The 15,068-nt window shown below is 60.7% G+C and carries 14 protein-coding genes and 1 pseudogene; 11 read left to right on the forward strand and 4 right to left on the reverse strand.

Features of this window, described 5'->3' with window-relative positions; all coding sequences use genetic code 11:
• Positions 1 to 17: 17 nt before the first annotated feature.
• Together AB7245_RS18080 and AB7245_RS18085 are read right to left on the reverse strand one after the other, a co-directional pair.
• Positions 18 to 1,322, reverse strand: coding sequence for an ABC transporter ATP-binding protein (locus AB7245_RS18080; RefSeq protein WP_439034537.1), 1,305 nt, complete (start codon positions 1,320 to 1,322; stop codon positions 18 to 20).
• Positions 1,323 to 1,349: 27 nt separating this feature from the next.
• Positions 1,350 to 1,754: pseudogene (locus tag AB7245_RS18085) on the reverse strand (ABC transporter permease subunit); the annotation flags it as partial.
• Between the two features lie 16 nt (positions 1,755 to 1,770).
• On the opposite strand from AB7245_RS18085, the gene AB7245_RS18090 reads away from it, so the two are divergent.
• The 10 genes from AB7245_RS18090 (at position 1,771) to AB7245_RS18135 (ending at position 11,119) form a co-directional block, all read left to right on the forward strand.
• Entirely contained in the window at positions 1,771 to 2,202 is a 432-nt protein-coding gene (locus AB7245_RS18090; RefSeq protein WP_439034538.1) for a TrbI/VirB10 family protein, read from the forward strand.
• Between the two features lie 3 nt (positions 2,203 to 2,205).
• Positions 2,206 to 2,412 carry a DUF2274 domain-containing protein gene (locus AB7245_RS18095; protein WP_028159856.1) on the forward strand — a complete coding sequence of 69 codons (207 nt, stop codon included), beginning with the start codon at positions 2,206 to 2,208 and terminating at the stop codon, positions 2,410 to 2,412.
• 423 nt (positions 2,413 to 2,835) lie between these two features.
• Positions 2,836 to 3,438: a hypothetical protein gene (locus tag AB7245_RS18100; RefSeq protein WP_439034539.1), complete on the forward strand. Its 603-nt coding sequence runs from the start codon at positions 2,836 to 2,838 to the stop codon at positions 3,436 to 3,438.
• Between the two features lie 20 nt (positions 3,439 to 3,458).
• Positions 3,459 to 4,142 carry a hypothetical protein gene (locus AB7245_RS18105; RefSeq protein ID WP_028159854.1) on the forward strand — a complete coding sequence of 228 codons (684 nt, stop codon included), beginning with the start codon at positions 3,459 to 3,461 and terminating at the stop codon, positions 4,140 to 4,142.
• Between the two features lie 6 nt (positions 4,143 to 4,148).
• Positions 4,149 to 5,495: a hypothetical protein gene (locus AB7245_RS18110; protein ID WP_354248176.1), complete on the forward strand. Its 1,347-nt coding sequence runs from the start codon at positions 4,149 to 4,151 to the stop codon at positions 5,493 to 5,495.
• A gap of 9 nt (positions 5,496 to 5,504) precedes the next feature.
• Entirely contained in the window at positions 5,505 to 7,637 is a 2,133-nt protein-coding gene (locus tag AB7245_RS18115; RefSeq protein ID WP_354248178.1) for a carboxypeptidase-like regulatory domain-containing protein, read from the forward strand.
• A gap of 15 nt (positions 7,638 to 7,652) precedes the next feature.
• A complete protein-coding gene (locus AB7245_RS18120) occupies positions 7,653 to 8,753 on the forward strand; it encodes an aminotransferase class I/II-fold pyridoxal phosphate-dependent enzyme (RefSeq protein ID WP_049826461.1) in 1,101 nt (366 codons plus the stop codon).
• The gene (locus AB7245_RS18125; protein ID WP_439034540.1) at positions 8,750 to 9,580 is read left to right on the forward strand and encodes a peptidoglycan-binding protein; all 831 of its coding nucleotides are present in this window, start codon (positions 8,750 to 8,752) and stop codon (positions 9,578 to 9,580) included. The genes AB7245_RS18120 and AB7245_RS18125 overlap by 4 nt, the downstream gene beginning before the upstream one ends.
• A gap of 200 nt (positions 9,581 to 9,780) precedes the next feature.
• Complete coding sequence (locus tag AB7245_RS18130) at positions 9,781 to 10,290, forward strand: hypothetical protein (protein WP_439034541.1); 510 nt, start codon at positions 9,781 to 9,783, stop codon at positions 10,288 to 10,290.
• Between the two features lie 61 nt (positions 10,291 to 10,351).
• Positions 10,352 to 11,119: an amidohydrolase family protein gene (locus tag AB7245_RS18135; protein ID WP_439034542.1), complete on the forward strand. Its 768-nt coding sequence runs from the start codon at positions 10,352 to 10,354 to the stop codon at positions 11,117 to 11,119.
• Here the strand turns inward: AB7245_RS18135 and AB7245_RS18140 are convergent.
• Entirely contained in the window at positions 11,098 to 12,510 is a 1,413-nt protein-coding gene (locus AB7245_RS18140) for a sigma-54-dependent transcriptional regulator (protein ID WP_354248186.1), read from the reverse strand. The two genes, AB7245_RS18135 and AB7245_RS18140, sit on opposite strands and share 22 nt — an antisense overlap.
• 450 nt (positions 12,511 to 12,960) lie before the next feature.
• Here AB7245_RS18140 and AB7245_RS18145 point away from each other — a divergent pair, with 450 nt between their 5' ends.
• On the forward strand, positions 12,961 to 13,404 hold the full coding sequence (locus AB7245_RS18145; RefSeq protein WP_354248188.1) for a hypothetical protein: 444 nt from the start codon (positions 12,961 to 12,963) through the stop codon (positions 13,402 to 13,404).
• Positions 13,405 to 13,894: 490 nt separating this feature from the next.
• On the opposite strand, the gene AB7245_RS18150 is transcribed toward AB7245_RS18145, so the two are convergent.
• Positions 13,895 to 15,022 (reverse strand): site-specific integrase, encoded by a 1,128-nt coding sequence (locus AB7245_RS18150; protein ID WP_354248190.1) that lies wholly within the window; start codon positions 15,020 to 15,022, stop codon positions 13,895 to 13,897.
• Between the last annotated feature and the right edge of the window lie 46 nt (positions 15,023 to 15,068).

The raw sequence follows: 15,068 nt of genomic DNA on the forward strand, positions 1-15,068 counted from the left end.
TCGACCCCAGCAGCTTATTAGCCCGGATTTTCAAGGCTAAAAGTCTCGGACTGCTCGTTATAGGCGAACAGCTCGGCATAACGGCCCCAGGACACCACCGTCTTGAGCGTTTCGTCCGCATAATCCTCGGACATATAGTCTTCGAGCTCGTTGCGGAACCGCGCCACGGGCGCAGTGTGCGAGGGACGTTCGTCGAGCACGCGGCGGATCAATCCCATCACCGGAACGTATGCGACGAGATGTTCGGCGAACAACCTTTTGCGTGCGTCGGTCTCGAGATGAGCGAAACGCTTGCCTGCTTCCGTCAGCATCAAGTCCCCTTCGCTGAGTTGGGCCAACCGCAGAAGCTGAAGAGATTCGCCGAGATGCAGGATTTCGTCTGTTTCGAGCTGGAGCTGGCTTGCGAGCACGGGCAGGTCGGCGTGTCCGTGATAGGGCGGTCCCGCCAGCGTCTCGATCAGGCCGGACAGCACGTTGGATGAGACGTGATGCAGAGTCATGCCGATACCGGTCCCGGGAATGCCTTCGATCGAAGATGCCTTCGGCTCGGCGCGCTGGGTCATGCGGGCATAGATGCTGTCGACAAGCTGGCGGAAATGCGGATCAAGCCGGTTGCGTGGATGAGGCAGGTCGACTTTGATCTCGGCGGCGACACGCCCTGGATTGGATGAAAATATCAGGATGCGATCGCACATCAGGACTGCCTCCTCGATATTGTGCGTCACCATCAGGATCGACTTGATGGGTAGTCGACCCTCGATCCAGAGATCGATCAGATCGGTCCGCAGCGTCTCGGCGGTGAGGATGTCGAGTGCCGAAAAGGGTTCGTCCATCAACAACAAGTCGGGGTGCACAACAAGAGCGCGAGCAAAGCCCACGCGTTGGCGCATGCCTCCCGACAGTTCTTTCGGGAAGGCCGACTCGAAGCCGTCGAGGCCGATCAGGTCGATCGCCGCCAGAGCACGCTTGCGGCGTTCGGCGGCATCGGCGCCTAGCGCTTCCAGTCCAAGCTCGACATTTTGCAGAACCGTCAGCCAGGGAAACAGTGCGAATGATTGAAACACCATGGCAACGCCGTTCGGTGGACCAATGATGGTTTGGTCGCGGCACGTTGCCTCGCCTGACGAAGGGCTGACCAGTCCGGCGATGATCCGTAGAAGTGTCGATTTGCCGGACCCGGAGCGGCCGAGCAGTCCAACAATCTCTCCTGGCCGGATCGTTAGGTCGACGTTCTCAAGCACCAGCAATTCATCGCCGCTACCCTTTGGAAAGGAGCGGCAGACGCAGCGGATATCGATCAATGTGGCAGTTTGGTCGAGCATCATAGGCTCTCCTCTACTCAAGTCTCGTTAGCCAAGGCGCAGACGCCGCTCGCCGAACGCGTAGAGCGGCCGCCAGATCAGTCGATTGAACAACGTCACCAGAATACACATCGTGGCAATTCCGAGCACGACGCGCGGGAAATCGCCGGCTTCCGTTGCGGAAGCAATATAGGCGCCGAGCCCGGTGGCCTTCAGATGCGTGTCGCCCCAGCTTGCGACCTCCGCGACGATCGACGCATTCCAGGAGCCGCCGGACGCCGTGATCGCGCCGGTGATGTAATAAGGAAAGACGCCGGGCAGTATCACCTTGAACCACCATCGCCATCCCCGGAGATGGAAGCTGCCGGCGGCTTCGCGCAGATCGGTCGGAAAGGCGCTCGCGCCCGCGATCACGTTGAACAGGATGTACCACTGCGTGCCCAGGATCATCACCCAGGGAACTAGGCTCGTGGGCAAGTACGATAGCGTCGTCGCCTTCGGCCAGAAGAGGGCGCTGGTCGTGTGGGCACGTCTCATTCTGCCGAACGGCAATTCGATTGTGATCGAGAGCTTACCGGCCACGGATGTCGCGGGCTATGCCGGGCTCGAAGATGAGGTGGACTTTCATACCTGGCAATTGCTGAAGGGGGTGGCGCTCGCGACTTTGATCGGTGTCGGGACGCAGCTGTCGCTCAGCAATGACGAGAGCGATCTCGTGAAGGCGCTGCGGGAAAGTGCGCAGCAGACGACCAATCGCGCCGGTCAGCGACTGGTGGAGCGCGAGCTCGATGTGCAGCCAACGATCACAGTCCGACCGGGCTGGCCGTTGAGGGTGATTGTTTCGAAGGATTTGGTGCTGAAGCCGTACTCGGACCTTCAGGCAGCGGCGAAGGGGAGGTGAGGGATGAAGCTTGCAAAACTTCCTGATCGGACGCCGGTAAAGATGAGCGTTATTTTCACGCCGGGCCTCGCGCAGAGGCTACGAGAGTATGCCAACTTCTATGCGGAAACCTACGGCAACAGGGAGGAGGTGGCCGACTTGATACCGTTCATCCTCGAGGCATTTCTTGATAGGGATAAAGCCTTCAAGCGAATTAAGAGTGATGCCTAGTTGCCGTTCGTTGAATGACGAGCCCGACGCTCGAGGAATGCAAGCGCCGATCTGACGCTCGTGGCTCCATTTTCAAGTTCCTGCAGCAACTCTTCAAGTTCAGACTTCTTGCGGTGACAATCGCTGCACCGGATGGGTCTGTGCTGTCAGGGTGCCGTGAGTCAGAATTCTGGGAACGCGCCACTGGGAGTAACCCATTGAAATCTATGGTGGGCGCACAAGGGATCGAACCCCGCACCGAGCACGCTTCATAAGCGAATCCGGTTTCGCCAAAACACGATCTTTCTTGCCGCGCGCGAAATTCGCTTCGCCTCTCACTGCCGAAAGCCGCAGTATTTCATTCACTCCGATCTGGCACGCCGCTTGCTCCACTATCCACAAAGATAGGTCGCCAGCTGACCATGGGCAAGTTGGAGCGCGCGCATGAACCGCCGGCTCATTGATTACAACCCAGAAGGTTATGGCACTGAAGGCGAAGCGCTGCTCTTCGGCGCTATCCAGCGCCGGCCTACAGTCGGATCAGCGGAATTTGCCGAGCTCGAGCTTGCGAGCGCATTTCTGGACACAGGCAATCCTACCGAACTTGGCGTGCTGATAGATCGACTGATCCGATATGGGAGTATCAAAGCCGGAAATCCGATCCGCGATCAACTTGCTCGCGCTCTTGGCACACGTCTTGTTCCCAAGGCGTCGGCGATCCGGGGACTACTGAGCACTCACGAAATCATTCTGCCTGGCAGTCAAGCCGAATTGGCGGCCGAAAGCGCCGAACGCATCTTCGGCGCCGAACTCGAGGGCTTGAGCGGTGAGGATCAGGAATTCGAGACCGCGCGTCTCTTCGTGCGGTTTGCGCTGGAAGCTGCGCGCGTTGCGGCTAGAGCGCGTCCTGGGCACAGCCCCGCTGTCGTCGCGGCCTTCGCCGAGCGGACTGCCGCGCGCCGCTACGCACCAGGCCTGATCGGCACAGTCAAACCGAACTATCCCGGCTTCAGATTGCGTCGGGCCGTTCGTCGTACCTTCGTATGATGCCAACTGAGGAGATCACCATGCACGACATCGATCGCACGCAGCTCGAATACAGCCAAGAGGCGGGTCCATTCCAGCAGGAGGAATTCGAGCTCCAGGAGTTCGAGTTAGGAGCGATGGCTGGCGAGATGAGCGAGCAAGAGGAGATCCAGCTCGCGCACGAGCTTCTGGCCGTGAACAACGAGCAGGAGCTCGAGCAGTTTCTCGGAAGTTTCATCAGGCGCGCCGTGAGCACGGTAGGCCAGATTGCCAAGTCGCCCATCGGTCAGGCGATCGGGGGCGTGCTCAAGAGCGTTGCCAGGAAGGCCCTGCCGATGGCGGGAGCGGCGCTCGGCGGCTACATCGGCGGACCGCTCGGTGCAAAGATCGGCAACGGACTGGCCAACGCCGCGGGCAAGGCGATCGGACTCGAGCAGGAATTCGGCGAGAGCGAGGAATTAGAATTCGCCGGCGCGCGGCAGTTCGTTCGCCTGGCCTCCAACACTGCCCGGCAGGCTGCCGCCGCTGCTGCGGCCGGCGCCGATCCACGCCTTGCCGCACAAAGTGCAGCGCTTGCGGCCGCTCGCAAATTTGCTCCCGGCCTCGTCGGTTGGAGTCCAGGCACGGGCGGTGTCGTGGGTATGGCAGCGCCCCTTATGGGACATCGACCAAAGTCGGGCCGCTGGCTGCGTCGCGGCCACCAGATCGTGCTGTTCGGGGTGTGAGGCGTCATGACCATCGTTCCGCTCGCCGCCCGGTTGCTCGAAGAAGAGGCTCGCGCGCTCATGACTCGCCTCGATCGCATCAAGCCTTTCGCGTTGCTCGAGCCGATGGTTCCGGCAGCCAGCCTTTATCCAAATGCGCAATCGGCGATCGAGCAGGCCATGGTCGAAGGGCGGCGAGAGCTGCGGCGTCTCATCCGCGGCTTCCTCGCCTGGCTTGGAAGATCGAAATCGGTTGCAACGGCCGAACAGGCACAGCGCCGTCTCGCGATTCTGCGCTTGCGGTTTCACGCTGTGCTCAACGAGTTCGACATGTTCAGCGACGCGATTACGCAGAGGAGCGAACAGGACAACGGAACGTGGCTCTCCGGTCTCGACATCGTCGCCGCTGATGCTCTCAGCATGCCTGGTCAATTCTACGAGTTGCCGCCGATCATCTGCTATCTCGACCGCGGCCCGGGAGCAGCCATTCGGCGCGCTCGCACGCGACTTCCGGGGGGCTACTGGAATCCGGTTGCCCTCATCAAGGTGCCCCGCGAGCGCATGGTGGGGAGCGGGATTGCAGCTTCACTTATCCACGAGGTGGGCCATCAGGGCGCCGCCCTGCTCGATCTCGTACCGTCGCTTCGGGGCGCGCTGCAGGGATTGCAACGCACGGACACTGCCAATCGCGACATGTGGGCGGTATGGGAGCGCTGGATTTCCGAGATCGTCGCGGATTTCTGGTCGGTCGCGCGCGTCGGCGTCATCGCGACACTCGGACTCATCGGCGTCGTCAGCCTGCCGCGTGCGTTCGTCTTCCGCGTCGATCTCAACGATCCTCACCCTTCGCCATGGCTGCGCGTCAAGCTCAGCGCGGCGATGGGACAGGCGCTCTACCCGGATCCGCAATGGGCGCGTCTCGCGGCGCTTTGGGAGGAGCTTTATCCTCGCAAGGGGCTCGATCCTGAACGCGGGGCGCTATTCGAGCGCCTCGAAGCACTCATGCCGGCATTCGTCGCGCTGCTTGCGGGCCACCGTCCCGCCAAGCTCCGCGGCCGCACACTGCCGGAAGTATTGACGGTTTCGAGCCGCGCTCCGACCGAACTCACGCGATTGTTCTCAGCATGGTCCGAGGCGCCGGCTGAAATGTATCGCGCACGCCCGACGCTGGTCTTCGCAGTGCTCGGACAGGCGCGCGCCGACGGCCGTCTTTCGCCCGAAGACGAGAGTGTGCTGATCGGCAAGCTGCTCACATTCTGGGCGCTCAAGACGGTGCTCGACACCAGCTACGAATGCGCCCTGATGAGCGGGCGTTTGCGGCAATCGCGTGCGGCCGCCCGTCAACACCAATCCCACAGTCTGACCATCCACTAGGAGGATGAGATGAGCGAGAAACAAGGAAACGTGATCATTTACGTGCTCGGCACCGTCGACTCCTTTCCCTTCGCGCTGGTCGAGGCGGATGTTGAGATCTTCAAGATCGCCGACGGGGCGGCCGATGCCACCGGACCATCCCCCAGCAGAGTCTCCAAGAAACCACCCCAGGGAGAATGCATTAGCAAAGGGACGACAGATAGTGACGGACGTTACAGCACTCCCCTGCCAGCAGGAACCTACCAGGCGCGCGCAACGTTCGCAGGAGGAAAAGAAGTCTCGTCGACTCCATTCCACATCTGCGGAGACGACACGATCGAAGCGACGGTGCAAGTGCCGCAACTGGCGGGGTTCAAGGTCGCCGTCTCAGAGACGCATTGTCGAGCTGATTACGCGGAAGGTAGTCTCTGCAACCTGCACTTCGGGAAACCGACGTGGTTCAGAGTCACCTGGCCCTCCGGTAGCCCCGTGACGACGGTCGCCGTTTTCGCGAGCGGCGCAACAGTCAGCCCTGCGCCTCCGCCGCCAGGAGCGAGCGTCCAAGATCATGAGTATTATGCTGCTGTGCTTCCCACAGCACCGCAATTTGCGTACCTGCTCGGGGCTGCATCCACCGGTTCGGCTCCGGCTCTGACCAGTCTACAGTCTCGTCCAGGAGTCCTCGCGCCATCTGTTAAGCCGCCGCCCATCACGTCTGTGCAAGGCGACCTTTCCATTTCCTTGAAGCGCTCCGCCAGCTCCCAAACCAGTGATCTCGCGCTTTCGTCCATGATCCGCCGGGCTTCCGATGCCCTCTCGTTCGATCGCTACATGGACTTCATGAACTGGATATTTTGCGGCGATGGAAGAAACGACAGCGCTCTCACGACGTCTTATAGTTCGAAGCTGGCTCAGCTCGACCGCAGACGCTTCCTGCCGTTCACCGATACCGACGGCTATCGAAACATCAAGGCGGCCACCGAAGCATTCGTGATGGCCAATTGCTGTATCTACGACCTTGAGACGGACGAGGCGTCGTATATCGCGGATCACGTCGCCGTCGATCTGACAACGGATCCTATGGCGTTGCTCACCGACTACACCAAGCCGGACGGGTTTCTTCCGTACCTGGCGGTGATACGGGCCAAGCTCGTGGATGAAAGACTCAAGAACTCGGATATCGGCGACTTGCGGCTTCGCAACAAGAGCACATGGCCGCCCCATGGTACCGGCAGCGATCCTGTAGCCGCCTGTTACGGCGTCCTGCGGGAGAAACTCACCTGCCCGTGCCTGCATGAGCTGATCTGGTCGTACTGGAACGAGGAGGGCATGCTGGTCCAGACGATCAACGCAATCACCCGTCGGTTCCAGAACATGCGAGGTCCGCTGCCAAACGATCCGCTCGCCAATCTCGAGGTCGATCCGCTGCGGCCGTTGAACAACTTGATCTGGGGTTGGATACAGGATGAGCAGCATCGGCTGAGCGTGGTCCGCCGCAATTACGAGTACGATCACCAATATGGGCTGCGGCTGGCCGGCAAGGCGGTCAACAATGCGCGCACGGCGGACAGCCGGTCGAAGTTTCTGGAAGCGTTCCACACGCTCCTGAGTACGCTTGCGGCCTTCTACAAGCGGGACGACGACACCACGATGGTGGCCGACGGATTCCCGGTGCTCAACGCGCTCAAGGAGGCGCACTTAATCCTGTCGCAGGGCGCGCACAACCAGTTCGGCGACCTGCCGTCGACCGCGCGCATCGAGATGCTGATGCTACAGTGGATCCTGGCGCGCCCGGAATTCCGCGAGTTCATTCCGACGCGGATCATGGTCGCCTACCCGGAGCCGTGGATGGATCGGGTCGATGCCATGAAGAAGCTGCAGGGCTGGACCGACACCAGCGTGCTGCATTTCCGCAACCTGGCGATTTTCGGCGAGGAGATCGTCCTCGGGGTTCGCTATGGCAACTGGAACAGCATCTACGAACCGGTGAGCGCGGTGAACTGGGCGCGATACTGGCGCCCGCAAGTCCAGGGATACCTTCACGCCTACCGCTCGGTTACCGGAGTCGATCTCTCTGTCGATGTTACCAATGCGCGGATCGACACCACGATGCCATCGGTGCATCTCGTGAAGCGCTTGTCAGAGCAGCGTCAAAGAGTCTAATGCCGGGGATGTGCCATGCCGGACTTCACCTCGGCGCTGTATCTCGGATTCGCCCATCCGAGCGCCTCGCTCCCGCCCTGGGAAGCATTGACCCTTGGTCGTCCAGCCGCGCTCGCAGAGTCGGCTGGTGGCCGAGCGTTGGCGCAGGAATTGACGCGGCTCATCGGCGGTGAAGCCGGCCTTCTGTATCCATCGACGTTGCATCTGTTTCGGGATTTGTTCCAGGTCGCAGCCCCAAAGGGCACGCTGATCTTGTTCGACGGGGCATCTTATCCGATCGCGCGCTGGGGCGCGGATGGCGCGGCAGTCAATGGAATTCCGATCGAGACTTTCCCACATCGTGATCTGATTGCGCTGGAACGGCGCGTGCGACAGGCGCGACGCGCGGGGCAACGGCCGCTGATCGTGGTCGACGGCCTCTGCCCGTCCTGCGGCCGGCCGGCGCAACTGCCCGCGCTTGCGCGTCTTGCCGCCGACGCCGGCGGGCGTCTCGTGATCGATGACACCCAGGCAATTGGCGTGCTCGGACGCGAGCCTTCGCCGATAGCGCCGCTCGGCATCGGCGGTGGCGGAACACTCGCGTGGTATGGCCTTCGCTCTCAGGCCACGATCGTGGGAGCATCGCTCGCCAAGGCGTTCGGCGCACCGTTCGCGATCGTGAGCGGCGCGTCGACAATCATGAAGCAGCTTGCGCGCGAAGGGCAGACACGCATCCATACAAGCGCGGCGTCGGCAGCGGATGTCGCAGCGGGGCAAAACGCGGTCACCATCAATCGAGCGCAGGGGGAGGGGCGGCGCGCGCGCGTCGTGCGTCTCGTGGAGCAATTGCGGAAGGAGCTGGAGAAACTGGGCCTGCAGTCGCGCAGCGAGCTACCGATTCCCGTGCAGGCAATCGCGATGCCGTCCCTTCGCGTGGCCAAAGCGGTGCTCGCGTCCCTGGACGAAGGCTGCATCTACGGGCTCGTGACCAGATCGTGCCTGGGCGGCCTGCCGAGTCTTACCTTGTTGATCACAGCGCGCCACACGACTGCCAACATTTCCCGCGCCGCGGCGGGGCTTGCCCGTGCCATGGACGCAGCCTCGCGGGCTTATCATCAGAGAGTGGAGGCCGCATGAGTATGACAGCCGAAATGTTCGAGGTCGAACCCTTCCGGCACGAGCTTGAGGCCGGGGCGCGATCCGCTCGCGGCGTGCGGAGCATGTCGCGACGTCCAGTTTCCAAGCCGTGGCCGTCATTCCGAAAGCGACGCATTCTACGCACCCCATCGATTTACGGCGGATGGGGAGGAGCGGCGCCCGACAGCGCCGCAGAACCGCAGGCGGAGCCCGAGCCGCCGCCATCGGCCGGATCGCCGGAATATGTCCGCTGGCTGCAAGCTACGCTCAATCGCGCGATTGGCGGGACCCTCCCGATGGATGGCGCCATGTCCCCGGCCGTGCGCGATGCGATCCGAGAGTTTCAGCGCAACAACCAGCTGCCCGCGAGCGGCTATATCGGTCCGGACACCGAAGCGGCCCTGCGGCGCGTAGGAGCCGGCTCCGAAAGCGAACAACCCGAGTTCGAACGGGAGACCGGATCGGGCGACGATGTTCTAGCGGTGGATGCCGCACTGTCGCGGAGCAAAGCGCTGCCCATCCGGTTTGTCCTCAAGGCACTTGGACGACCACCGGTCCCTGGGCTCTATCGCTTCTTTGCCGCCGATGGACGGTTCTACACCGGTATGGCGACCGATCTTCGTCGACGCATCATCCAGCACCTGTGGTGCCTCTCGCATTTCGGCATGGAGACCAAAAACCATCGGCTCGTACTCTGCCGAATGCCGGGCAAGACCAGCGAGCAGATTCGCAGCATCGAGGCTGCGATCAATAGGTACCACAAGAACAACAGCCTTCGGCTGAACAGGACCACCGAACTGGAGTTTATCCAATTGAGCAGGCTCTGACGGCTTGCTCCGGCGACAGTGCAAATCGCGTCGAGACAATTGCAGAAACTGACGACCTGTATCCAACGATGGAGGCGACCATGCATCCGGTAAGTTGCACATGTCCAAACTGCATGTCTGGAAGGACAGGCGAGTTCGAGCTCGAATACGAATCGTTCGAGAGCGGTGAAATGTCCGAACAGGAGGAGCTGGAGCTCGCCATGGAGCTGCTCTCCGTCAACAACGAATATGAGATGGAGCAGTTCCTCGGCAACCTCGCAAAGAGCATCGGCCGCGGCCTCAAGTCGGTCGGCAGGATCGCGTTGCCAGCGCTGAGGTCACTGGCCAAGGTTGCCCTTCCGATTGCCGGAAGAGCTCTCGGCTCGTTCATTCCGATCCCCGGAGTCGGCACCATGATCGGGGGAGCGCTTGGCCGCGCGGCCGCCGACGCGCTCGAACTGGAATACACGGGTATGGATCCCGCACAAGCCAACATCGAGAAGGCGCGCCGAATTGTCCGCGTCCTCAGTAGCGCAATCCTGAATCTAACCCAGACGCTCGGAGCCGCGTCGCCGGAAGTGGCCGCGCGGGCGGCCCTGGCGTCGGCGGTTCGTCGCAACATTCCAAGTGCAACACTTCCCACGCTAAGCGAACAGACATTGCTTCCTGCCTCAACAGGAAGCGGCCGCTGGTGGCGCCGCGGCAACACGATTGTGCTCGATGGCGTCTGAGCGGAGCCGCCGGAGCCCGCGAGCGGTCAGAAGGATCCGAGGGTGAAAGACGGGGCGCGCCATGATCATCGACTGCCATTGTCACGCCGGAAAAGGCGATGGGCTCACCCAACCGGCCGACACGGCCGCCCCGCTCGACGAATATCTCAAGCGCGCGCGCGCCGCGGGTATCGATCGGACCGTCATATTTGCCGCGTTCTCGGAGGGCTATCTTCGTGCCAACCGAGAGGTCGCCCGAATCGTTGCTCGCAATCCCCAACGGCTTCTCGGCTTCGCCTTTCTTCATCCGCTCGCCGACAAGGGGCGCGTCGATGCCATGGTCCGCGAGGCCGTCACCGATCTCGGGCTCGTAGGCATCAAGGTCCACCGACACGACGGCCGGATCACGCGCGAAATTTGCGAAGCCGCGCGTCGCTATCGCCTGCCAATCCTCTATGATGTGATGGGCGAGGTGTCCGTGGCGGAAATGCTGGCCGAGGAATATCCCGATGTTGCCTTTATCATCCCGCACCTCGGAAGCTTCGCGGACGACTGGCACGCACAGACCGCGTTCGTCGATCATCTGGTACGCCACCCGAATATCTTCACGGACACCGCAGGCGTGCGCCGCTTTGATATCCTTGAGCAAGCCGTGAGGCGGGCAGGTGCCCGCAAGGTTCTGTTCGGCACCGATGGGCCCTGGCTGCACCCGGCAGTGGAGATTGCGAAAATCTATGCCCTCAATCTGAACCCCGGCGACCAGGCCGCGATTCTCGGAGGCAACTTGATTCGAGTGCTCCGCTATCAACGCACAGAAGCACGTCTGGCTCATCCCCCGCCGGAGCGCTGAACGACGTTGTCGTAGCGGGTGGCTAAATCCGAGGTAAGGCCGCCATGGCTCGCGCGTCGCATCTGCAATGCGCGGTCCGTTACGCCCAGGCGTTTCGCCGCGCGCTGGAGATTGCCATTCTCCTGTGCGAGCGACATGCGTATCGCAACATTGGTGACGGCCCGGCCGATTTCTTTGAGGGCGATGCCCTGGTCCAGCGCACGCTGGAGAGCCAGCAGAAGTCCGGGCTCCGCCCACGGTTCGATAAGTGTGGCGCCATCGGGTCGGTCGTCGGCCGGCAGCGCACCAATTGTGATTGGTCCTGGTCCCACGTGACGCGCGTGAAGGCGCATCACGATCCGCTTGAGGTCCCGTACGTTGCCCGGGTAGTCGCGGCAAAGGAGAAAATCGGCAAGCGACGGGTCGACCTCGACTTTGGAGCCGCCATTCGCTGCGTGCTCGAGAAAGTGTCGGACCAGCAACGGAATATCCTCGCGCCGCTCGCGCAGCGGCGGTGGCCGCAAAATCCAGTCCGCCAGGCGATAATAAAGATCCGCGCGAAATGTAGCATTCCTCACGCATTGCTCGAGATCTCGGTTGGTCGCGCATATCAGACGGAACTCGGTATTGTGCCACACGTTGCCGCCGACGCGCTTGTAGGTGTGCTCCTGAATGACACGCAACAGCTGAGCCTGCAGCGGCATCGGCAATTCACCGATCTCATCGAGCAGTAATGTGCCGCCGTCTGCGAGCGCGAAGGCGCCGTCGCGCGCGGCAACCGCCCCGGTAAAGGCACCGCGTTCGTGACCAAACAACTCGCTGCCCGACAATTCCGGCGACAAGGTCGTGCAATCGACGATGACAAGGTCGGGCTTATGGTCGCGCCTGTCGAGGAGGTGAAGGGCCCTCGCGATCTGCTCTTTCCCGGTTCCGGTTTCACCAACGACCAACAAAGTGCCGCCGGAAAAGCTGGCGATTTCCACTAGCCTTCGCACCAGTTCGCGCCAGGCCGGAGAGTCCCCAACCAGTAGATTGCGGATAGAGTCGTCATTGGCGAGCCGCTCGATTTCCAGGTGACGATGAACACGAGCCACGATCTGTTCAGCGAAGATACGGTCATCGGTCCAGTCAAGGACGTCGGCTACACCTGCGTGGAGCAGCTGCCATCGCGACTCCCGAGGTAACGATTTTGGAACGGACAGCACCACGACATGGAATGAGCGCGACAGCTTCTCGAGATCGGCGATCACGGTCGCATCAACGGCTGAAACAGCCGCAAGGCAACAGTCGCCGTCATGAAAAAAGGATTCGTCCGATCGAACGGTCAATCCAAAATGCGCGAGCCTTTTGGTGACCGCTGTGGCCACCGCGGCTTCCCCAGAAAAACTCTTGAACCAAATCGACAGCGTCACAACCACGCCCCCGACGTTCGCGGAGTTAGCTCGTAGTCAGCTGACGCGCTTCTTCCTACCGCAGCTGAGTTCGCAATCGTCCGAACTGCAGCATGATTTTGTGAGGAGCGCTGCCGTTCCTGCAATTATCTTGAATTCTCGCAGTCGGCGAAATCGTTCGACTATACTCCAATTCCGAGAATGGCTCCATCACAAATGAAGAAGTGAGCCTCGACACTTCGCCGGCCAGTCTCCTTTTCCCTGGGGCAACAGCAGCAACACGTGTGAATGCAGCTGCGTGTGAACCTCGTCTCGAGCAACACGCACACGCCGCCTCACTCGGGTAGATTAGTGGATATGCAACCGATACGGGTATTGCGGATGGTATGATTCAACGGTTCGATCGGGCAGCGCAAATGTCCGATGAAGTGAACTAACCCCGCCGCGTTCATCTTGCGACAAGGAGGAACTATGTCGGTCCCGCCAAATGCATCGAATGATGCCGTGCCAGCCCCGAACGGGATTGTCCGTACTTGTAGGTGCCAGAACTGGAGCGAGATTCTTCGCGAACTCGTCACGACAGTGATCAGTCTGCTAATCGTGGGCCTCGCTCTACTTCTCCTCTGGGATGTTTATTGTGGGGCCAAGACAACGGCGGATACCTTTGATCGTCAGAAAGAAATCCTTTCTCTGGCTCTCGGACTCCTGGGGACCGTGACCGGCTACTATTTCGGAACCGAGCGCCACGCGGACACTGCTCGCGCCGCCGCCAGGCAAGCTCACGAACGCGAGCTGAAGATCAGGCAGTTGATCTATCAGGGCCTGGCGCGCGTCCAACAGGCGCATAATGCGGCCCGAGACGGAGCACCCGACGCAGTCAGTGATGAAATTAATCCGCTCCGCTTATGTTTGTAGGCCCGGGTTCCGCAATCCGAGACGTTAAGATTTTCGCTGCGATGGACCTGTTCGTCATGTCGCGACGATATCGCGGGCAGGTGATTGCCAAAAGGGATCAACGAACGCATGAACTCTGGTCAGCAGTTCTTACTAACCGGAGGTAGTAACGCGTAGATTAAAACGTGATACTCGTATAAAGCGAGTGGCAATGTGCGAAATGATCGTCGTGAGACATTTAGAGGCGACGGCGTCGCGGAATCGAAAATGCGTCGCGATCACGGCCGCGCGCAATGTCCGGTGCCAGTGCCAAAGGTGACATCGATTGAGAGTAAAGGCCCAAAGAGTGGGGCTCGGTTAGTTGACTGATAAGCTTTGGTCGGAAAACTTATCGGTCGGACAAGCGAATACCGTTGCGATACTCGCATCAATGAGTATGTGACGTGTCAACGCGAGGCGACAAAAAATAGTGTTTGGTTTGCCCAGATGGAAAGTCGCCATCGAAGGTTCTTCAATCACAACGGGCGCTAGGGAAGCTATGCGACGTCCCTGCGTCAAGCGCTTCCATGAATTCTTCCAGTGACGGCTGAGGCACGGTTTGCAGCTTATGAAGCTCTTCGGGTTTTAGCTTTGTGTATCGCCGTAGCGTACGCCAATCTTTATGACCGGTTACAAGCGCTACTTTCTCGATCGTCAATCCTGCTTCGAAGAGGCGGCTAGTGCCTTCGTGCCGCAGGTCATGGAAATGGAGATCTTCGATCTTCAGCTTGTCGCAAGCGCGCGTGAATGCCGCGCTCACTGAACGGTGATTGTACGGGAATACTCGACCCAGACCCCTGGTGATGATCCGCTGCTGGAGCAGGAGCTCCCAGGCGTCATAGCCTGTGAGGTTCAGGAGTGGCACTTGTTGGTCGTTGCCATCCTCTTCCCTCGGATCTTTGCGGTCTCGTATCAATATGATCCGCTTCTTCATGTCGACGTCCGGCCAGTCGGGCCGGCAAATCTCCTCCTGCCTCATGGTCGTTGCGACCGCGTATCGGACGATGCGGCCCATTGGGATGGCTTGCCGATTATTGGATTCGAAGTATTCAATGAGCTCGTCAAGCTCATCCTGAGTTGGTCGCCGGTCTCGCTCATCGGACTTTCCAACGAGACCTAAATACTTCAACGCCACGCGTGCCAGGCGAACCTCTTCGGCAGAAACCTCGACCCCGTGAACAGCGGCTGCGTGTGTAGCGACGGTTCTGATGAACGATATGTCGATCGCAAGGGTCGCTGGTCCCGCACCTTCCTTCGCTCGCTTTCGGCCATATTCAATCAACCGTTCGCGGTTGAGCCTGGGAAGCTTCGTTGATCCGAGGTCCTCCTTCAACGCCTCCAAGACGGCTGCCTTCGATTTGCGGGGAGGGCGACCAACCTCCAGCATGTCTTCGATGTGCAGATCGATGATGTCGCCGAACGTCTTCGCTCTGACGGCAGCGCGGGGTTTAGGTGATCCGCTACGATCGATGTTGCACTCCATATCGAGTGCCCATTCCTCCCCGTCCTTGCGCCGACGGAAGGTCTCTGCCACGTAACGGTTCTTGCGGCGGACCTGGACGCGCCAGTTCCCGGACGGCAACTGAGTGAAGCTGGCCACGGTCGTGTGCACTCCCCAAATCGTGTGCGCTACGTGTGCACTAAGA

This window comes from Bradyrhizobium sp. 604_D8_N2_3 (assembly GCF_051810765.1).
Classification (GTDB): Bacteria; Pseudomonadota; Alphaproteobacteria; order Rhizobiales; family Xanthobacteraceae; genus Bradyrhizobium; species Bradyrhizobium barranii.